Here is a 20,116-nt window from a genome sequence, read left to right as displayed (position 1 = left end):
GGGGCTATTGCTCAAATTGCGCTTTATTGTTCGGGGGGCGCGCCACGCGCTGGAAGTATTTCTTCAAAGCCCATCCCGTTCGATATTCACGGTGCAGCCAGTGGTAATACTCAAACTGAACCCACTTGCCGTCCTCTGCTATAGGACGAACCACTTCCCGTGGCAACAACTTTCCGACTACGGAAGAACCACTCGCGGGTCTGGAGCGCACCAGTGTCACTCGTTCCCTGACAACAAATCGCTGTTCCTGTTGTTGGGCCTCACGCACCATTGTTTTTTCAACCAGCGTGGAAAGAGACTCGATCATTTTTCTCTGGGTTTCGAGGACTTCCGCTTGTTTTGCCAGCTTTTCATCTGTTGCTGCTTGCCATCTTGTGGAGGAAATCTCTTGATAGATGGGTACCAAAATGGCCAAGATGAAGCCCAAGAGAGTCATGAGCTCGATTGATTTGCGACTTAGGCCGATGCCCTCTTCGCCCCTGTCCGCAACAAACCGGGCATTAATCGAACCATCTGGATTGATGCCCAACGCGGCAAGCTGCGCTTCGATCCCCTCATGTCCCAGCAGGTTGGCAAGAGTTGCAGCGGAGGCAACGTCCATTACCGGCAAGGACAGCTTGCCAAACTGCTCTTGCCAGGCTTGCAAGGGCACCATGGCGTCAATCAACGCAGTCGGGACTACCCAACGCTTGTTGGTGTCCTCGAAGCCCTTCATCATCTGCTGCAAGCTGTTGCTGACTGAAGTCTCGGCCAACATTCTGCGAGCCTGCTCTAGTGAGTCCTCAGCGTGCGAGCGCAACGTGTGCAAACGAGAGGCGGGTCCAGTTAGCTGATCGATGAGCTTGGTGAAATGGTTCGCCGCAAATGCCGGTTTTTTGAGCTCGTCCATCATCCGTTGGATTGAGCTGTCCTTTAACAGGCTGCCCCGGATACTTTCCAGCGGATCGAGCATTTTCCGGATGCTTTCCTCCTGGGCTTTTTGCACGTCGTACATCTGCTGGGCCAACAGAGTAGCCGCAGAGTTTGCTCCCACAATCTTGTCGATCTGATCCGCCAGGCTGGTCGTCTCCATCATTGAGCGCATCCATCTGGAGCGCTCTTCTCCCATTCTTCGAAGCTCATTGCCCAGGCAGTCGGCCCCGATTGCCACATGGAGCTTGGCATAATCAGAAACCGTCATGGCGTAGTGCGCTGCATCTTTCACTGAATACGCGCCCGCTTGCCGGATTGGATGATGTCGAGTAAATCGGCCTTCAGCTTGGCCACAAAGGCTTCGACATCGGCCTCGGTTTCGAGATAGATGCTGGGGGACAACTCGGCGGCGCGGATGACTCTGGCCGGTTTGGGCGTCGGCGCGACAGGTGGGTTGCCCGCGGGGGGCGGGCTGCCGGGTGGCGTGGGCGCCGGGCGGCTGGCTGTTTCGATGACCAGCATGGCCTCATCGAGCAAGGCGCCGGCCTGATCCTGGGCATAGAGGATCTTGGGAATGCTGATGAGGCCAGCGACCCGGGTTTTCAGGTCCTGAAGCGGATAGAGGGCCTGGTTGCGCAGGTCGGCGTCGGCCTGGATCTGATCCAGTGATTTCTGCACTTCGGCCAGCTTGGCATCGATGGATTTCAACGCCTGCTCGCGTTTGTCCTGGGCGGCGGCGTCATTGACTGTTTCGACGGTCCTGATCAGGGCTTCAATGCGGGACACCTGTCCATAGGGCGCCGGATGTTCACGGATGGCCTCCAGATCGGCCAGGGCCGTGGCGCTGGGGTTCTCCTTGAGCAGGATGTCGCGATTGTCGCCAAAGCCGGTCAGGGCATCCAGCAGCTTGTGCCAGGTGGGCAATTGGGTCTTATAGAAACTGACCACGTCGGCGATGTCATCACCGGCATCGAGCCAGGCATCCTTTGCCGCCAGCATGGCTTCAATGAATTCGAAGGCATCGCGGATGGCCAACTGTTTGCCGATGCGGGCGATGGCGGTGTCGATCACCTCCTTGCCGGGGTGGTATTTGGCGGAGGCGGTCTGACGGTGGCTTTCCAGACCGGACAGCCATTCACTCAGGGCCGTCCGAAAATCAGCCACCAGGCCATCGGCGTCCTCGCGGGCGATCTTCGAGAACAGTTGCTTGTACAGATCGCGAGCCCGATTGACTGCGGCGGTATCCGGTACCTTCTTCTTGAGGATGGAGACCTGCTTGAAGCGCACGGATTTGGTGAGCGGATCGACAGCGCTTTTCGGATCGAGATCGACGCCCTCGCATATCAGCTTGATCTCGCCGGCCATGAATAGCCGCGCCACCAACAGCACGACCTCCCAGTCGGGCTTCCAGCCCCAGGGTATGCCGGTGAACCGGTCGACCACATCCGACAGCAAGATGCGCTCGGCACTGGCCTTGAGGTGGAGGTAGTCGCGGACTTCCTTGACGGCAAGCGGGTTGCCGGCTGCGGCATCCGGATAGAGGTTGAACTGGCCGATGTCATTCGTTGCCAACACGGCCTTGATCTCGGCGATGGGATCGGCCTGGCGTACCTTGATGTAGGGCAGTTTGGTGTAGGTATTGGTAATCAGGTAGTTCAGCAGCTCGTCGAGCAGGGTGGCGGGCGTCACCGCCTTGATCTGGGGTTTCTGGCCCAGCGCGTAAAAATCCCCGGCCAGCAGCATGTTGCTCAATTGGGCCAGGATTCGGGTGCGGCGTTCGCGGTTCTCGTCCTTGCGGTCCAAGAGGATGCGCTTGAGCGAGGCGGCGGCAGTGCTGGCCTTGGGGCTCTCGATGTACTTTTCGATTTGCAGATACAGCGTCAACTCAATGTCGAGTCGTTCGCCTTCCGCCATGCGAATCAGGGCGCGCCCCCCAGCTTCGGAACTGCGCAGGATGCATTTGGCATCGGATAGCTGTTCGTAGTCGTCGCCCAGCGGCGTGATCACGTCGAGACTGAGGGCATGGCTGGCGTGCTTCCAGGGGACGCCATCGAGCAGGCGGTTGAATTCGTAATCGGCCTTGGTGTCGCGATGACGGACCTTGGTCAGACCGCCGAGAAGGTCATCGAACACCAGCTCGCTCAGCAGCCGGGATTTCTCGCTGGAGGCGATCCCGACATGACCGATCTCGCGGGCGACATCGCGCTCCTCGTTAGTGAGGAAAAACCAGAGATCACCGTTGCGGCTGACCAGCCGCTGCTTTTCCAGGCGCGCCAGACTTTCCTGAACACGGCGCTTGAGCGTCAGCTTGTCGGTGTCGATCTGATCGACGCAGAGGGTGGCGAGGTTGTCGATATTGGGTTTGACGATATCCGGGATGTAGCGGATCAGGAACAGGGCCTTGAGCAGCAGGACATCGTAAGGCTCAAGGGCCGGATTGCCGGGGGCCTCGTCGATCGACCGCTTGGCGCTGGTATCGATGAAGCTCTCGATGCTGGGATAGAAGTCATAGAGCGGCACCAGGGCATCGATGTCGCGATCCGCGTTGCGCATGGAGGCCGACTGAAAGGCGTCGAGCAACGAACGCTCGCCCTTGGACAGGTGCTTGCCGGTGGCGCCGACCTTGCGGATCGACTCGAAGATCTTTTGCAGCAGGGCGAACTGATAGGGCGAGAACGGATAGCAGGCGACGAACTCGGCGGCATCCTTGTAGCTTTTGAGGGTCACCGAGTTGCCGACGAAGGCGAGTTGGTTGTTGATGATGTCGCCCTTCTTTTCGAAGGTATCCCGCAGGGCCTGATGGGCCGCTTCGGTTTTGGCCAGCAGACGCTCGCCAATGACTTCATCGGTATTGGAACTGGCCAGCGACAGCCGAGAATGAAAGCGCCCCTGAATTTTGGAGAAGTCCTGCGACTTGGCCTTGTTGGCCTCGCCGATGGCGGCGTCAATGTCTTCCTGGCTGGTGACGATGACCCAGGCACGCCCCTGGCAGAGGGTGCCCAATTGCTCGGTGATGGTTTGCAGGGTGAGCATGAGCTGGGTGTTGTCGCCAATGAACTGCCCGACCTCATCGACCAGAAAGATGATGCGGTGGCCAGGTGGTCGAGTATCCAGGTAGTCCCGGATCATCTTGGCGAGACCCTCGATGTTGATCCGGTAGGTGTCGCGGGCATTATCGAACCAGGCGGCGGCCGAGTCCTCGGATTGGTTCAGGGCCTTGGCCAGGGCATGCACGACATCATCGCGGAGGAAATCCACCGCATCGCGTTCGGCCTCCCAGCTAGAGCCATTCTTTTCGGCGAAGGCTGACTTGAAGGCGTCATAGGCGCCCTTGCTGACCAGATAGCGTTCCATCTCGGCGACGTGCGGGGCATCGCCGCTGTAGCCAAGCTTTTCGTTGAAGACGCGCAGAAACACCTGGAGGATCACATCCCGATCCGATTTGCTGTCGGCTTTGGCGTCGATGTTGAACAGGATGACATCGGCACTGCCCCGGATCGCACGCTGCACGTCGGCGAGGAGCATGGGGTCCTTGATCTTGGATGGGTCAAAGAATTCGGCGGCACGCCTAGGGCTGCCATCTCTGGGATTGACGGCCTCGATGTTCTCCAGCAGGTAGGACAGGATCTTGATGAAGTGGGACTTGCCCGACCCGAAAAATCCGGATACCCAGACACCCATGCGGGCGGAGAGTACCGGATCCTTGGGATTGTCGGCTGCTGCCAGGTAAGCGTCGAAAAACCGGCGGAAGTATTCGGTGAGTTGCTTGGTGACGACATATTCGTCCAGCTCCTGCCAGATGCTTTCGGCATCACGCTGATCGGCCTTGATGACGCCGTTGATCGGACGATCGATCGGTTTGGTGAAGAGTTCCCTGATTTTCATGGTGGGGTTGATCGTAGGGTTCGTCCAGGATTAGGAAATTAGCCGGAAGGCCCGGTAATAGTGGTCTTCCGCCAGTTTGTTGAAGAGCCGCAGCGAGTAGCCGTCGTACTTTCCAGGGAAGAACATCACCAAGGGGGTGTCTTTCATGAGCGGATGCAGCGCGGATAACAGCGTATGGGTGCGCAGCATCGGATAGACGGCGCCGACGTTCCAGAGCAACAGCAAGTCGAGATTATTGATGTCGTGCTGGGCCACCAGGCGCTCGGCCAACCTGTCTTCCTTGAGGACCCGGCGCAGGGACTCCAGGGTTTTGGCGTCGCCCTGGGTACGCTGCATGTCGAGGGCCTTATCGAGCAGTTTGCGGTCCTCGAGCAGGCCGATGGTCAGGTCAAAAAGGTTGACCGCTGCGCTGCGGATGGCGGGCTGGTGCTTTTCCAACGCCGGCATGATCACCTCATGGAGAAAGGCGCGCATGGCCATTTCCTGTTCCGGCGGGTAGTCGAAGATCCAAAAGCCGATCTCATTGCCCAATCCCTGATTGCGGAGAAAGTCCGGTGAGGTCAATTTGGGCAGGATGCCGTTCAGCCGATCTTTGAAGCTGCCACTCAAGTTTCTATCTCCATGATGGCGAGAATGTCGCCCCAGCCGAGGCTGTTGAGGTGTCTTGCAACGAGCGGGTGCACGTGGGGAACCGTCAGTTCCAGGCCCCGGGTCGATTTCAGGTAACCGGCTTCCGCGAGAATGCGAACGACTACCTGGAAAACCTTCTTGCGGGTGCTCTCCGACCATTCGGAGACGATCGGATCCCGATGTTCGCACTCAACTAGGAAATCTCCCCAGCTTTTCGCATCCAGCGTCCTTTCCAGTCGACGGAGCCGTTCGCGATAGACATCGTTCAGATAATCACCCAGCAAACGGCTGTGCTTGACCGCGCAGGCAAACAGGATTTGCAAAGCCACTTCTCTGGTGCCCTCGGCCACCAGCCGTAACGTCTCTTGGCGGGCACCTGCAAACCGGTTGCGGATAAGACGGGCCATCCGCCTGGCGGTCGCAGGCTTGTTTTTTTGGAGAAGGTTTTCCTCGAGGCTGAATGCCCGTCGCCAAGCCGCCTGATCCGGGTCGGTTAGCATGAAGGCGGCTATGCGCCGGCTTTCCGGCAACATCAGGGAACCGGCCGAGACTTCGGCATTATAAAGATTCGGATATCTCATCCTGCACACAACATGACTTGTCTAATGGGCTTGCGAACTGGGGCTTCCGGGTTACCGCCAGTCAACAAGGTCATGCCACTCTCGCGCCGTCTGCCTGAGGGGAGAGGGGCGGATGGGGGGATATCCAGGTGGCATGACGTTGTTGGCACCCTTCATCGGCACAACCGCTGAACATGATCTGGGTCAGGCATCCCGACTACGCCGGCAATCCGGATGATCCGTCGGCTGATCCCTTGGTGGCCGGAGTCGATCGGCTGCCCGCCGCAGGTCGAGGCCGGTACCGACGGTATTGCCCCTAGCCTAGCCGTTCCACGAGGAATCCAGAGCCATTCAGGTCAAGGCGTGTCGGCGCGGTCGACTTCTGGGTACCGGTGGGGGCGCCAAGGCGCGATGCCGCCGCCGGGCCACCTCTCGCCGCCGTCAGCCGCCGGGGCCCATCAGCGCAGCGCGTAATCCAGTGCGATGCCGGCGAAGAGGGTGGCGCCGAACCAGTGATTGTTGAGGAAGGCGCGAAAGCAGGCGGACCGTTCCCGGTTCCAGGTCAGCCACTGCTGGTAGGCGAACAGCCCGCCCCCGGCCAGCAAGCCCAGCTGGTAGGGCAGGCCCAGGCCGGCGTTGCGGCCGACGGCATGGAGCACCGCCAGCAGGCCGGCCTGCAACAGGCCGATGATCAGCCGGTCGTGGCGGCCGAACAGGATGGCGGTCGACTTGACGCCGATCTTCAGGTCGTCGTCGCGATCGACCATGGCGTACTGGGTGTCGTAGACCAGCGCCCAGAGGATGGCGGCCAGGAACAGCAGCCAGCCCAGCGCCGGGATGCCGCCGGTCTCGGCGGCAAAGCTCATCGGTACCGCCCAGCCGAACGCCACGCCCAGGTAGGCCTGCGGCAGATGCGTGCAGCGCTTGGTGAAGGGATAGCTGGCGGCCAGGAAGGCGCCGGGTACCGCCAGGGCGATGGTCAGGGGGTTCATGGACAGGACCAGGGCCAGTGACAGCAGGCACAGGCCGACGAACAGCCACAGCGCCTCGCGGGGCTTCACCTCGCCCGCGGCGATGGGGCGCAGGCGGGTGCGTTCCACATGCGGGTCGAAATCGCGGTCGGCATAGTCGTTGATCACGCAGCCCGCCGAGCGCATCAGCACCGTGCCCAGCACGATGACGGCCACGACCCGGGCCTGCGGATGTCCCGACCCCGCGATCCACAGCGCCCACAGCGCCGGCCACAGCAGCAGGAAGATGCCGATCGGCTTGTCCAGGCGCATCAGGCGCCAGTAGGCATCGAGCTGGCGGCGCCAGCCGGGCGTGGCAGGTGTGTTCATGGCGGCAGGGTCCTGGCAGTGAGCTGCATGAGTTCGGGCAGAAAGAATTCCGCGACCAGCAGGGTGTGATCCCTGCCCAGACTGTAGAGCGAGCGGCGACCCCAGATGGGCGCCGACCCGCTGTCGAAGGCGCCGGCGAGCCGCTGTGCCAGCTCGACGCGGGTGACGTGCAGGTCCAGCCGTTGCAGCCGGGGATCGGCAAACAGGAGATGCCCCAGCGGGCGGTTGCCGAGCCGTGCCAGACGCCGATCCGCGCCATGCAGGGTATGCAGGGGGATGATGCTGCGGGCCACCACCAGTGGCCGGTCGGCATCCTGCAGGCTGACTTCGCGCACCAGCGCACGCTGGCCCGGTCGCAGACGCAGCAAGCGTGCCTCTTCCGCGAACGGCTTTTGCCAGGCCTGGTCCAGCACGACCAGCCTGAAACTGTCGCCGCACAGCCGCCGCAGGCGCAGGGTCAGCGAGCCCGCTTCCTGCAGCCAGGATTGCAGCTCGCCCGGGGCGGCGGCGCTCGCCGATGAGCCGGGACATGCCCGCCGCCAGCGGAGAGGCCGGGTAAAGAGCTGGCTGGGGCGCTTCAAGACGGTTTCCCAAAAAGCCGTCATTTTAGCAGCCCGCTACCCGCGAGCGGTCGGATACGGTGGCGGCAGGTGCCTGCTGCCGCGAATGCCGTGGGGGCGATGCGGCAAATGGCGCAGCGACTGCGGCATTTGGCCCAGGCGCGCCATCCGGTGTTCGCCGGCCCGGGTCAGGCCGGCCCGTCCTGTCGATGGCGTGACTTTTGCTATCGCGGTGAGGGGGTGGCCGCATGGCCAGCAGCCTTACAACGACAACGACGTCCAAGGAAAAACCACATCATGAAAAGCTCCCTGTTGACCTTCCTCTCCCTGCCTGCCGCCCTGCTGCTGAGCGGGCCGGCCAGCGCCGTCTGTACCCAGCAGGATGTGAGGGGAACCTGGATCACCTATCAGTCGGCCTTCATCGTCCAGGAGGGTGCGCACGTCGGCCAGTGCCGGCTGGTGGTCGACAAGGCTGGAAACGTCCGCATGGACCTGGGCAGCTACTGCGAATTCGTGACCTTCAACACGCCCCAGATTGCCACCGAGGGTACCTTCAAGGTCAACCGCAACTGTAGCGCGGACATCAACCTGAGCGTCGGCGGTCTGGCCGCCCAGGTACAGGTGACGCGCGACAAGCAGATGTACGCCGGCCGCTTCCAGGCCCAGGACGGCGCGGTATCGGGTACCACCAGCGGCGTCAGGCAGTAGGCCTGCAGCGACGCCTCGGCGCACTCGTCCGGCAGCGCACGCCAGCCGGGCGACGTCGCCATCCCCGAACCCGCCGGGCCGCGTAGCCCGGGTGTCTTCCCGCGGCAACCTCGCGCCGCTATCGTTCCCGCATCGCGCATGTGCCCTGCGGGCGCCCTCGCCAGCCGGCCCGCAGGGGACGGACGGTTTCCCCCGCATGTTGCCCGCAGGGTGCGGAGGCCACCCGAGCCGGGCTTCCGCCCGCGCCATGCGGGACGCGAAAGCCGGCCTGGCGTGTCCCGCCATTCGACCTGAGGGGACAAGGTAGGCGAAAATAGGCGCCGGTCTCACCGGCCCCACAGGCGCACCTCGGCAGGGTCCTTCCGGCCGCCGCGATACACCGGGCCAGGGCCGGCATTTCCCACCGGCGGGGTGCCGGGAGACGGGCGGCAGCCCTCACGCCGGCGCAGGGTCTCCGCCCCCCGTTGTCACACACCCCATCCAGCAAACGGCCATCACCATGCATGTCACCCTCGTCCATGTCCATGTCAAACCCGAATCGGTTCCGGCCTTCCTGGCCGCGACCCGGCTGAACCATGAAGCCTCGGTGCGGGAGCCCGGCAACCGGCGCTTCGACGTGCTGCAGGATCCCGCCGACGTCACGCATTTCATCCTCTATGAGGCCTATGCCAGCGCCGAGGACGCGGCGGCGCACAAGCAGACGCCGCACTACGCCGTCTGGCGCGATACGGTCGCCGAGATGATGGCCCGGCCGCGGCAGGGCGTGCCCATGCAGGGCCTCTACCCGGCGGGCTGAGGGCATGCAGCCGTTCTCGATCGGCCGCCTGCCGCGCATCGAATTCGGCCCGGGGCGCCTGGCCGCCTTGCCCGACATCGCCCGCGCCTTCGGGCATCGACTCCTGATCGTCACCGGCGGACAGTCGTTTGTCTCTTCGCCGTCCTGGGAAGCCCTGCAACACGCCTTGCAGGCAGGCGACCTCGAATGGGAGCTGTTGCGGATCACCGGCGAGCCAGCCCCGGAGGCGGTGGACGAGGCCGTCAGGATCTGGGGTCCGGCCGGCATCGATGCCGTGATCGGTATCGGCGGCGGCAGCGTCCTCGACGCCGCCAAGGCCATCGCCGGCCTGCTGAAACCGGGCAGCAGCGTCATGGAGCACCTGGAAGGGGTCGGGCCCGAGCGGCCCTACCGGGGGCCGGCAACGCCCTTTGTCGCCGTCCCGACCACGGCGGGCACCGGTTCCGAGGCCACCCGCAACGCGGTGCTGACGCGCCAGGGGGCCGACGGTTTCAAGAAGTCGTTCCGCGACGATCGGCTGGTGGCCACGCATGCCATCGTCGATCCCGATCTGCTGGCCGGCTGTCCGCCCGAGCTGATTGCCGCCAATGGCATGGATGCCTTCACGCAGTTGCTGGAGGCCTATGTCTCGCTGCGCGCCAATCCCCTGACCGATGCCCTGGCGGAATCGGGCCTGCGGGCGGCGATCGAAGGCCTGCTGCCCTGGTACGAGGCCGGTCCGGAGGCGGCCGAGGCCCGCGCGCGGATGGCCTATGCGGCGCTGCTGTCCGGTATCTGCCTGGCGCAGACGGGACTGGGTTCGGTGCATGGCCTGGCCCAGCCCCTGGGATCGCTGTTCCCGATTCCGCATGGGGTGGTCTGTGGCACGCTGCTGGCGGCGGCGACCGGGGTCAACCTGACTGCCCTGCAGGCGCGCGCGCCGGCATCCCCGGCGCTGGCCAGGTATGCCGATGTCGGTCGCTGGCTCGTGGGCCGCCCGGGGCTGGATGTGCCCGCGGCGCGGGCGGCGCTGCTGGAGACCCTGTCGGAGTGGACGGTCCGCCTGCGCCTGCCGCGCCTGGCGCATTTCGGCGTCGGCGAGCCGGACCTGCCGCGTATCGTCGCCAATGCGCGCGGCGCGAGCATGAAGACCAATCCGGTGGAACTCGACGATGCGGAGATCGCGACGATCGTCCGCGAGCGGCTTTGAGGGCCGGCGACGCCTGCACCAGGCGCATGCCACGCTTCCGGCAGCCGGGGTCGTCAGCCCGGTTGCCGGCCTCAGGCCCCGTTTCCGCCTCTGCACGCAACCGCACACAACCCCGTTTCTCGCGTACCAGCCCATGAAGCCCTCCGCCCGTCACTGGTGGCTGCCGGTCCTGTCCGGCGTGTTCATCGGCACCAGCTACATTCCGTTTCCGCCCTGGGCCTCGCTGTTCTGCTTCGTGCCGCTGTGGCTGTTCTGGCAACGCCAGGCGCGCTGGCGGGAGGTGGTTCTGGGGGGCTTCCTGACCGCGTTCGTCTTCACCCTCATCGGTTTCAACTGGGTTACCTACGTGCTGCACGAATTCGGCCAGCTGGACTGGCCGGTGGCCGTACTGGGGATGCTGCTGTTCGCGCTGCTGGCGCACCTGTTCGTGCCGCTGGCGGGGCTGCTGTGGTTTCTCGGGCAGCGCCGCTTCCGCTGGCGGCCCGGCCTGTCGCTGGCGCTGATGGCTCTGATCACGGTGCTCTGCGAGGCCAATTCGCCGACCCTGTTCGACTGGAACTTCGGCTATTCCTGGTACGGCAGCCAGGTGCCCCTGTATCACTGGGCCGAGATCGTCGGCTTCAGCGGCCTCAGCGCGGCGACGCTGCTGGCCAACTGGCCGCTGCTGCTGGCCTGGCGGCAGCGGCGCGAGGCGCGGGGCCGCCGGCTGCTGGCGGGCGTCGTCGTGGCTTTCACGCTCCTGAATCTGGGCGGGCTGTGGCTCAAGCAGCGCCTGCCGCAGCCGGATGGCCTGCTGCGGGTGCTGCTGGTGCAGGGCAATGTCGGCAATTTCGAGAAAATCTCGGCCGAACTCGGCAAGGGCTATCAGCAGGCCATTCTCGACCGCTACCTGAAGGCGACCGGTGCGGCACTGGCGGGCGAGGTGCGCCCGATCGATTTCGCCCTGTGGCCGGAAACCGCCTTTCCGGCCCTGCTGGGGGAAGACCTCAACCCGAGCCCCTACAGCGAAAGATTGCGCGAGTTTCTCCGCCAGCGCCGGCTGGCACTGGTGACCGGCGCCTACGGGGTGGATTTCGCCTCACGGCTGCTGACCAATTCCCTGTTCATGCTGGATCAGGACGGCGAGGTCGTGCCGCCCCATTACAGCAAGACACGGCTGCTGGCGTTCGGCGAGTACATCCCCGGGGAGAGCTGGTTTCCGCAGCTCCGCTCCTGGTTGCCGCCCACCGGGCAGTTCGCGCGCGGGCCGGGGCCCACGGTGCTGCTGGAGTGGAACGGGCTGCGCATGGGGCCGCAGGTCTGCTACGAGAGCCTGTTCCCCGATTTCAGCCGCGCCCTGGCCGACCTCGGGGCGCAGTTCATCGTCAATACCACCAACGATTCCTGGTACGGCAGCTGGCAGGAGCCCTGGCAGCACATGATGATGACGCTGGCGCGCGGGGTGGAACTGCGGCGACCGGTGCTGCGCGCCACCAATACCGGCATCTCGACCGTCGGCCTGGCGAGCGGCGAGGTGTTGCGGCAATCGCCGCTGCATGAGCCCTGGGCCGGCGTCTACGACGTGCCCTTCGTGCGGGTGCCGGCGCCCACGGTCTACCAGCGCGCCTACTGGGCGGTGCCCGCCCTGCTGTGGCTGGCGCTGGCCGCGGGGCTGGTTGCCGGCTGGCGGGAGCGTCGGGTCAGCCGCGTGTGAGCGCTGCCGGCTGGCGCCCGGCGCGGGCTGTCATGGCGCCGGCGCGGCCGGCGCCGCTCCCGGTGCCGGCACCGTCTCGTCCTTCTGGTCCACATAGACCAGTTTTTCCAGCTTGAAGCCGAGACCGATGGCCTTCTGTACCAGCCGCTGCATGGTCGGGTTGTCCAGCGTCTTGTCGCGCGACAGAATCCAGAAGAAGCGGGTATTGGGGCCGGTCACCATGGCGTAGCGATAGTTTTCCGGATCCAGGTCGATGACGTTGTAGCTGCCGTAGAAGGGGCCGAAGAAGGAGACCTTGAGGCGCCCGACATCCGGCGTATCGATGAAGAAGGCCTTGGCCTCGTTGGATTCCCAGTGGCCGGTCTTGGTGTTGAAACCCTTGTTGACGACGCGGAAGCCGCCATCGTCCCTGGGCTGGTAGTCGGCGGTCACGTGGCTCATGCCCTTTTCGAAGCCATGGTCCAGGCGGGCGATCTCGTACCAGGTGCCGGCGAACCGCTTGGCGTCGAAGTTCTGCACCGCGCTCACGCCGTCGGGGATGCCGAGCTTGCCGAACATCAGGTAGGACATGCTGGCGATCAGGAAGACCAGGATGATGATGGACAGTAGTTTCATGGGGGTGGGTCCGAGGGTTTAGCGGAGGCGGCGGGCGCCGCGGAAAAGCCAGAAGGCCAGGGTGGCGAGCAGCGGGACGGCAAGGCCGGACAGCCACGCGGGAACGTTCCAGCCGGCGATGACGACCGGCCAGCCGGCCAGGAGGCGCAGCCCATGCAGCAGCGCCATCAGCGTGAACAGCCAGGCAGCCACGCGGAGGGCCATGACCGGATCGGAACCGGAGGCCAGCCCGTCTTCGGCATCCTCGTGCAAGGGCGCGCCGTGACCGGCGGCTGCCTGGTGACGCTGTTTGTCCAGACGCTTGCGGGCCTTGTCGCGCTCCCGGGCCTTGGCGCTCTGCTGGCGCTTGTACTGTTCGATCCCCTTGGCGATGCCCTGGGCGATCAGCCGTGTCTGCTCCTTGGTCTGTCCGGGTTTCTGGATGCCGCGGGCGACAGCCATGGCCTCGTCCTGGACGGCGGTCGCGGCGGGTTCGGGACGGTTGGACTTGGACATGGCGGCACGGTGGATTCGGGGCGGCCATTTTAACCGGTTTGACCGTGGCGGCTGCCGGTGCCGCCGGCAAACGGGGCGCCGGGCATGAAAAAGCCCGCCGGAGCGGGCTCCGGCGGGCCTGGGACGGGCAGGGGCTCAGTGCGAGGTCGCAGCCTTGCCGATCGGGCCGATCTCGACCGGTTCGGACGGCGAACCGCCCTCGCTGCCGGCGTTGCTCGGCGGCGTGTTGATCCAGTCCTTCGGCGGGCTGGGTACGCGCCCTTCCATGATCTGGTCGATCTGGTGACGGTCGATGGTCTCGTACTTCATCAGCGCCTCGGCCATCAGGTGCATCTTGTCGAGGTTCTCGCGCAGCAGGCGATCGGCACGCTCGTAGTTGCGGTCGATCACCGAGCGGATCTCCTCGTCGATCAGGTGCGCGGTCTCCTCGGACACCGACTTGGTCTGGGTGACCGAGCGGCCGAGGAAGACCTCGCCCTGCTCCTCGCTGTAGGCCAGCGGCCCCAGTCGCTCCGACAGGCCCCAGCGGGTGACCATGTTGCGGGCCAGCTGGGTGGCGCGCTCGATGTCGTTCTGGGCGCCGGTGGTGACCTTTTCGGTGCCGAAGATGATTTCCTCGGCCAGGCGACCGCCGTAGAGGCTGGAAATCTGGCTTTCCAGCTTCTGCTTGCTCATGCTGTATTGATCCTTCTCGGGCAGGAACATGGTGATGCCCAGGGCGCGTCCGCGCGGGATGATGCTGACCTTGTAGACCGGATCATGATCCGGCACCAGCCGGCCGACGATGGCATGGCCGGCCTCGTGATAGGCCGTCACCAGCTTCTCCTCCTCGCTCATGACCGCCGTCTTGCGCTCGGCGCCCATGAGGATCTTGTCCTTGGCCTTCTCGAAGTCATCCATCTCCACCTGCTTCTTGTTGCGGCGGGCGGCGAACAGGGCGGCCTCGTTGACCAGGTTGGCCAGATCGGCGCCGGAGAAGCCCGGGGTGCCGCGCGCCAGCCATTCGGTCTCGACGTTGCCGGCCACCGGCACGCGCTTCATGTGCACGCCCAGAATCTGCTGGCGGCCGCGCAGGTCGGGCAGGCCGACGGTGATCTGGCGGTCGAAGCGGCCGGGACGCAGCAGCGCCTTGTCCAGTACGTCGGGCCGGTTGGTGGCGGCGATGATGATGATGCCCTCGTTGCCGCTGAAGCCGTCCATTTCCACCAGCAGCTGGTTGAGGGTCTGCTCGCGCTCGTCGTGACCACCGCCGAGGCCGGCACCGCGCTGGCGGCCGACGGCGTCAATCTCGTCGATGAAGATGATGCAGGGGGCGCGCTTCTTGGCCTCCTCGAACATGCTGCGGACGCGGGAGGCGCCGACGCCGACGAACATTTCCACGAAGTCGGAGCCGGAGATCGAGAAGAAGGGAACCTTGGCCTCGCCAGCAATGGCGCGGGCCAGCAGGGTCTTGCCGGTGCCGGGCGGGCCGACCATGAGGGCGCCGCGCGGGATCATGCCGCCCAGCTTCTGGAACTTGGTCGGGTCGCGCAGGAAGTCGACCATTTCCTGCACATCTTCCTTGGCCTCGTCGCAGCCGGCGACATCGGCGAAGGTGACCTTGACCTTGTCCTCCTCGATCAGCTTGGCCTTGTTCTTGCCGAAGTTCATCGCTCCGCCGCCGGCACCGCCCTGCATGCGCCGCATGAAGTAGATCCAGACGCCGATCAGCAGCAGCATGGGGAAGGTGGCCATGAACAGCTGGGTCAGGAAGGAGGGACGTTCCGGGGGAACGACCTTGATGTCCACATGGTTCTTCAGCAGGTCGTCGACCAGGTGGGGATCGCCCGGGTTATAGGTCATGAAGCGGTCGCCATCGGTGGTCATGCCGCTGATCACATCGCCCTCGATGTTGACCTGGCGGATGCTGCCCTGGTTGATGGCGGCGATGAAATTGGTGTAGGTCATGGCCGGGTCTGTCTTGCCCCGGGGACTGAAGTAATTGAACATCGACAGCAGCGCGAACGCGATGACGACCCACAGGAGGATGTTCTTCGTCATGTCTTTCATGTCTCTTCCTCTTTGGTATCCAAAAACGCGGAGATGAACTCCGCAACCTCAACGTCTTGTCGATCCTGGCAATCCCTGCCTGTCTAGAACGGGTAGAGCGGCTTCACGCCGTCTGCGCTTGGCTGTCAATCCAGCGGGCCATGTCCATATGTTGTCCATCATTAACCCATCTTGGCCCGGTCCTGTCAATCTGTTGTCAAGGACAATGACTTTGCGTAGCATGCCGTCAGACTGAATCCTGTGGTTTTTGTTCAACGGAGGTCGCTTGACTGTCTCCATTACGGGTTCTTCCTTCGGCATCGGCACCGTCTCGCGGCTGACCGGCATTCCCATGGACACCCTGCGCGTCTGGGAGCGCCGTTATGGTGCCGTCTGTCCGCGGCGCTCGGCCCAGAACCGGCGCTTCTACACGCGGGAGGATGTCTCGCGGCTGCTGCTGATCAAGCAGCTGGTCGAGCGCGGCGAGCCGGTGGGCTCGATCGTGCACCTGCCCGAGGCGGAGTTGCGCAGCCGGCTGGCGGTGCATGCCGAGTTCCAGCAGCAGGGCCTCCTCGCCGCGGGGCTGGAGCCTGACGCCGGGCGCCGTGTCTCGGTCATCGCCTACGGCGACGCCCTGCCGCACCAGCTGCGTCACTGGTCGGGGCCATTGTCCGCCCTCGACATCCGTGCCGCTCATACGCTCTGGTCCGACTTCCTGCGCGAGGGACGGGAACGGCAGGCCGACATCGCCATCGTCGAATTTCCGGCGCTTTCCGCCGATCGGCTCGGCCGTCTGCTGGAACTCCCGGCCCAGCTCCGGACGCGCCGCATCGTGGTCGTCTATGCCTTCTCGGCAAGAACCGTGCTCGAACGCTTGCATCAGCGCGGAATCCAGACGCTGCGGGCGCCACTGACCCCCGAGCTGTTGCTGGGGGCCTGCCTGCCGGTCGCCGCCGAGACACCGCCCGAGACGGCCATCCTGGCTGTGCCGCGCCCCGTGGCGCCGCCCCGCTTCGATGCCGCGACCCTGACCGAGATCGCCAATCGGGAAATCCATCTGCCCTGCGAATGTCCGCACCATCTCGTCGAACTGGTGTCCCGTCTGGGTGCGTTCGAGCAGTACAGTCTTGCCTGCGAGCATCGCCATGCCCAGGATGCCGCCGTGCATGCGCGCCTGCACGCCATGACGGCCGAAGCCCGGGCCCTGCTGGAGGAGGCGCTGGCGTTCCTGCTGGAGAGCGAGGGCATCGAGCTGGCCGCCCGTGACAAGGGCGATGCCGTCCTGGCGCCGGACCCGTCGGCGCTCGCCATCTCCTGAGCGCGATGCCGGCATCGGCGCATGCCCCGCGCACCGGGGGTTGGCGTGCTGGATAGTGTCTGGTTCGTGGCCGGCAAGCTGCTCGGGCTGGCATGGCTGCCGCCGGTCAACCTGCCCCTGCTGGCGATGACCGGCCTGGCGTTGTGGCCCCGCTGGCCCGGCTGGGGACGGACCCTGCTAGCGGGCAGTCTCGCCGGCCTGATCCTGCTGGGTATTCCGGCGATCGCCAGGGTGCTCCTGGCGCCCTGGCAGACCGACGCCTGCCGTCCGGTGACGGCACCCGCCGATGCCATCGTCATACTCGGCGGCGGCCTCCGCGAGGTTGCCCCCGAATACGGGGGCGCGCCGGCGGTCAAGCCGCTGGCGCTGGAACGGCTGCGGCACGGCGCGCGCCTGCACCGCGATACCGGGCTGCCCATCCTCGTCACCGGTGGCGCGGCCGAGGGGCGTCCGGCGGAAGCCGCGGCCATGCGCGAGACGCTGGTGAGGGATTTCGGGGTGCCGGTGCGCTGGGTCGAGGACCGCGCCCGCACCACCCGGGAAAACGCCCGCAACGCGGCACGACTCCTGGAGCCGGCGGGTGTGAAGCGCATCTATCTGGTCAGCCAGGGTTGGCATCTGCCGCGGGCCGCGCCGGAATTCGAGCGGCTGGGCCTGGAGGTGATTCCGGCCGGCACCGGCTGCGAGGGTGCTGTCGAGTTGGACTGGCTGGATTTCCTGCCCGATGCGCAGGCTTGGGTAGACAGCTATCACGCCATCCACGAGGGGCTGGGGATGGTCTGGTATCGCCTGCTGCGCCGCCTCAGCTGAAGCTCAGCGCGATGCCCGCGGCCTGCAGGTAGGTCGCCTCCTGCTCCAGATCGGCCACGGTCAGGGGGTGTGCCTCCAGCCAGCCGGGCGGGAACTCCAGGCAGACAGCGGATCTGTCGATCCGCAGGCCGATGCTCGGCAGGTCGACCAGGGCGCGGCTGCGGTGCAGCAGGATCGACAGGCGCAGCAGGACGGCCAGCCATTTGCCGGCTTCGTCCCAGGGTGCGGCAAGCTCCTTGAACAGCTTGATCGGAAACTTGCGGCGATGCGCCCGCACCAGCGTGGCCAGCAGCAGCTGATCCTGGGTCGAGAAACCCGGCAGGTCGGCATTGGCGAGGATGTAGGCGCCGTGCTTGTGATAGCCGCTGTGGGCGATGTCGCGGCCGATGTCGTGCAGCCGGGCGGCCCAGTCCAGCCACTGGCTGGCGCTGGCGCGGTCCAGCTCCGGCAGCAGCTCCAGCTGTGACAGCCAGTCGGCCAGCGTGTCCTGGATCAGCCGCGCGTGTTCCATTTCCACGTGGTAGCGCGTGGCCAGCGCCGCTACCGTGCGCTCGCGGATGTCCTGATGGTTGATGCGGCCCAGCAGGTCGTGCAGCAGGCCTTCGCGCAGGGCGCCGTCGGAAATCTGCATGTGCCGGATGCCCAGCGCCGTGAAGCTCGCCTGGATGATGGCGAGACCGCCGGGAAAGCTGGGGTGGCGCTCGGGATCCAGGTCCGGCAGCAGCGTCCTGCTCAGGCGCCCGCCATCGACCACCAGGTCGACCAGCCGTTGCAGGCCCTCGGCAGAGATGCCGTCGCGGCTCCAGCCGCGGTTCTGCAGCAGCTTCTGGGTTGTCCTGAGCGTGCCGGAGGCGCCCACGGCCTGGGCCCATTCGTGGCTGCAGAAGAGATGCTGGAACGGTTCCAGCTCGCGCTCGGCCGCCAGCACGGCGCGACGGAAGCGCTTGGCGGTGATGCGGCCGTCGGCGAAGTGGGCAAGGCTCATGGAGACGCAGCCCATGCGCAGGCTTTCCTTCTGCAGCGGCGTGCGGTCGACGCCGATGATGTATTCGGTGCTGCCGCCGCCGATGTCCATCACCAGGCGCCGCTTGCCGTCGGGGGCCAGACTCTCGGCGACGCCCTGGTAGATGAGCCGCGCCTCCTCGATGCCGGCGATGATCTCGATCGGGTGGCCCAGTGCCTGCTCGGCCCGCAGCAGCCAAGGCCCGGCGTTGCGGGCGACGCGCAGGGTGTTGGTGCCCACCGCCCGCACGCTGCCGGGCGGCAGGTGGCGCAGGCGTTGACCAAAGCGTTCCAGGCACTCCAGCGCCCGTTGCTGGATGTCCTCACCGAGCTGGTTGTCCGGGGTCAGGCCGGCGCCCAGGCGGACCATTTCGCGCAGCCGGTCGAGCACCACGATCTCGTTGGCCCGCAGTTCCGCGACGATCATGTGGAAGCTGTTGGAGCCTAGGTCGACGGCGGCGACCTGGCGGGGTTTGTCTTGGCTGGGCAGGGTCATGGCGGTGCGGCGGGTTGCGGGAACCGGCGGGCGGAGCCGGGAAATCCGTTAAACTTTGCGAAAAAAAGCCGCTGTGCGCGTGGCGCCGGCGGCTGCCCGAGTATTGTTGCAAATCCCCCCGGCGAAATACACCCACGATGAAAGCCCTGTCCTTGCGCGGACTGCGCAAGACCTACCGCAACGGCATGGAGGCCCTGAAAGGTATCGATCTCGATGTCGCCACCGGGGATTTCTTCGCCCTGCTGGGGCCGAACGGCGCCGGCAAGTCCACCACCATCGGCATCATCAGCTCGCTGGTCAACAAGACGGCGGGGCGGGTGGAGATTTTCGGGCTCGATCTGGACCGCCAGCGCGACGCCGCCAAGCGGCTGATCGGTCTGGTGCCGCAGGAAGTCAACTTCAACCAGTTCGAGACCGTGCTCAGCGTGGTCGCCAACCATGCCGGCTATCAGGGCATCCCCCGGCGGGAGGCGCGGGAGCGGGCGGAAAACTGCCTGGACCAGCTGGGACTGTGGGGCAAGCGTCACAGCGTGTCGCGCACCCTGTCCGGCGGCATGAAGCGGCGCCTGATGATCGCACGGGCGCTGGTGCACTCGCCGCGCCTGCTGATCCTCGACGAGCCGACCGCCGGCGTGGACATCGAGATCCGCCGGTCCATGTGGGAGCTGCTGACGCGCATCAACCGCGAGGGCACCACCATCATCCTGACCACGCATTACCTGGAGGAGGCGGAGAATCTCTGCCGCCACATCGCCATCATCAACCATGGGCGGATCGTCGAGCACGCCGCCATGGACAGCCTGCTGGCACGGCTGCACGCCAGCCGCTACATCCTCGAACTGGACCGCCCGCTCGCGGTCCTGCCGGAACTGGCGGCGATGCGGCTGGAGCGCATCGACGAGCGCACGCTGTCGGCCGAGGTGCCGACCGAGGTCGGCGTGCATGCACTGTTCGACGCGCTGGCCGCCATCGGCGTCCGCGTGATGGCGCTGCGCAACGCCGCCAACCGGCTGGAGCAGCTGTTCTTCGATCTGCTCGACAATGCCCGGGAAAGGCCGGGCGATCCGGTCTGATCCCGG

17 protein-coding genes are annotated in these 20,116 nt (G+C 65.3%); 7 read left to right on the top strand and 10 right to left on the bottom strand.

Features of this window, described 5'->3' with window-relative positions; all coding sequences use genetic code 11:
- Nucleotides 1-4: 4 nt before the first annotated feature.
- The 6 genes from ACH5N8_RS09385 to ACH5N8_RS09360 form a co-directional block, all read right to left on the bottom strand.
- Nucleotides 5-1,180, bottom strand: coding sequence for an SH3 domain-containing protein (locus ACH5N8_RS09385; RefSeq protein ID WP_483281119.1), 1,176 nt, complete (start codon nucleotides 1,178-1,180; stop codon nucleotides 5-7).
- 20 nt (nucleotides 1,181-1,200) lie between these two features.
- Nucleotides 1,201-4,797, bottom strand: coding sequence for a BREX system P-loop protein BrxC (brxC, locus tag ACH5N8_RS09380; protein WP_483281118.1), 3,597 nt, complete (start codon nucleotides 4,795-4,797; stop codon nucleotides 1,201-1,203).
- A gap of 30 nt (nucleotides 4,798-4,827) precedes the next feature.
- On the bottom strand, nucleotides 4,828-5,406 hold the full coding sequence (locus tag ACH5N8_RS09375) for a DUF1788 domain-containing protein (RefSeq protein WP_483281117.1): 579 nt from the start codon (nucleotides 5,404-5,406) through the stop codon (nucleotides 4,828-4,830).
- Entirely contained in the window at nucleotides 5,403-6,008 is a 606-nt protein-coding gene (locus ACH5N8_RS09370; protein WP_483281116.1) for a DUF1819 family protein, read from the bottom strand. Before ACH5N8_RS09370 ends, ACH5N8_RS09375 begins: the two co-directional genes overlap by 4 nt.
- A 437-nt stretch (nucleotides 6,009-6,445) precedes the next feature.
- Nucleotides 6,446-7,327, bottom strand: coding sequence for a 4-hydroxybenzoate octaprenyltransferase (gene ubiA, locus ACH5N8_RS09365; RefSeq protein WP_483281115.1), 882 nt, complete (start codon nucleotides 7,325-7,327; stop codon nucleotides 6,446-6,448).
- Nucleotides 7,324-7,908 carry a chorismate--pyruvate lyase family protein gene (locus tag ACH5N8_RS09360; protein ID WP_483281114.1) on the bottom strand — a complete coding sequence of 195 codons (585 nt, stop codon included), beginning with the start codon at nucleotides 7,906-7,908 and terminating at the stop codon, nucleotides 7,324-7,326. The genes ubiA and ACH5N8_RS09360 overlap by 4 nt, the downstream gene beginning before the upstream one ends.
- 276 nt (nucleotides 7,909-8,184) lie before the next feature.
- On the opposite strand from ACH5N8_RS09360, the gene ACH5N8_RS09355 reads away from it, so the two are divergent.
- The 4 genes from ACH5N8_RS09355 (at nucleotide 8,185) to lnt (ending at nucleotide 12,273) form a co-directional block, all read left to right on the top strand.
- Nucleotides 8,185-8,595 (top strand): hypothetical protein, encoded by a 411-nt coding sequence (locus tag ACH5N8_RS09355; protein WP_483281113.1) that lies wholly within the window; start codon nucleotides 8,185-8,187, stop codon nucleotides 8,593-8,595.
- Between the two features lie 499 nt (nucleotides 8,596-9,094).
- On the top strand, nucleotides 9,095-9,391 hold the full coding sequence (locus ACH5N8_RS09350) for an antibiotic biosynthesis monooxygenase (protein ID WP_483281112.1): 297 nt from the start codon (nucleotides 9,095-9,097) through the stop codon (nucleotides 9,389-9,391).
- 4 nt (nucleotides 9,392-9,395) lie between these two features.
- Nucleotides 9,396-10,580, top strand: a complete 1,185-nt coding sequence (locus ACH5N8_RS09345; protein ID WP_483281111.1) for an iron-containing alcohol dehydrogenase — start codon at nucleotides 9,396-9,398, stop codon at nucleotides 10,578-10,580.
- A 133-nt stretch (nucleotides 10,581-10,713) separates the two neighbouring features.
- A complete protein-coding gene (lnt, locus tag ACH5N8_RS09340) occupies nucleotides 10,714-12,273 on the top strand; it encodes an apolipoprotein N-acyltransferase (RefSeq protein WP_483281110.1) in 1,560 nt (519 codons plus the stop codon).
- A gap of 30 nt (nucleotides 12,274-12,303) precedes the next feature.
- Here the strand turns inward: lnt and ACH5N8_RS09335 are convergent, their stop codons facing one another.
- The 3 genes from ACH5N8_RS09335 to ftsH all read right to left on the bottom strand — a co-directional run bounded on the left by ACH5N8_RS09335 (nucleotide 12,304) and on the right by ftsH (nucleotide 15,432).
- Nucleotides 12,304-12,888: a lipocalin family protein gene (locus ACH5N8_RS09335; RefSeq protein ID WP_483281109.1), complete on the bottom strand. Its 585-nt coding sequence runs from the start codon at nucleotides 12,886-12,888 to the stop codon at nucleotides 12,304-12,306.
- Nucleotides 12,889-12,906: 18 nt separating this feature from the next.
- A complete protein-coding gene (locus ACH5N8_RS09330; protein ID WP_483281108.1) occupies nucleotides 12,907-13,383 on the bottom strand; it encodes a DUF2956 domain-containing protein in 477 nt (158 codons plus the stop codon).
- A gap of 135 nt (nucleotides 13,384-13,518) precedes the next feature.
- The gene (gene ftsH, locus ACH5N8_RS09325; protein ID WP_460026326.1) at nucleotides 13,519-15,432 is read right to left on the bottom strand and encodes an ATP-dependent zinc metalloprotease FtsH; all 1,914 of its coding nucleotides are present in this window, start codon (nucleotides 15,430-15,432) and stop codon (nucleotides 13,519-13,521) included.
- Nucleotides 15,433-15,697: 265 nt separating this feature from the next.
- On the opposite strand from ftsH, the gene ACH5N8_RS09320 reads away from it, so the two are divergent.
- Entirely contained in the window at nucleotides 15,698-16,729 is a 1,032-nt protein-coding gene (locus tag ACH5N8_RS09320) for a MerR family transcriptional regulator (RefSeq protein WP_483281107.1), read from the top strand.
- A 21-nt stretch (nucleotides 16,730-16,750) separates the two neighbouring features.
- Nucleotides 16,751-17,539 carry a YdcF family protein gene (locus ACH5N8_RS09315; RefSeq protein ID WP_483281106.1) on the top strand — a complete coding sequence of 263 codons (789 nt, stop codon included), beginning with the start codon at nucleotides 16,751-16,753 and terminating at the stop codon, nucleotides 17,537-17,539.
- On the opposite strand, the gene ACH5N8_RS09310 is transcribed toward ACH5N8_RS09315, so the two are convergent.
- A complete protein-coding gene (locus ACH5N8_RS09310; protein ID WP_483281105.1) occupies nucleotides 17,532-19,037 on the bottom strand; it encodes a Ppx/GppA phosphatase family protein in 1,506 nt (501 codons plus the stop codon). The genes ACH5N8_RS09315 and ACH5N8_RS09310 overlap by 8 nt on opposite strands.
- 137 nt (nucleotides 19,038-19,174) lie before the next feature.
- Here ACH5N8_RS09310 and ACH5N8_RS09305 point away from each other — a divergent pair, with 137 nt between their 5' ends.
- Entirely contained in the window at nucleotides 19,175-20,110 is a 936-nt protein-coding gene (locus ACH5N8_RS09305) for an ABC transporter ATP-binding protein (protein ID WP_460026330.1), read from the top strand.
- Nucleotides 20,111-20,116 lie beyond the last annotated feature (6 nt).

The organism is Methyloparacoccus sp. NF-16 (assembly GCF_056880625.1).
Note: the sequence above shows the minus strand (reverse complement) of the source record. Positions and strands in the feature narration are given on the sequence as shown.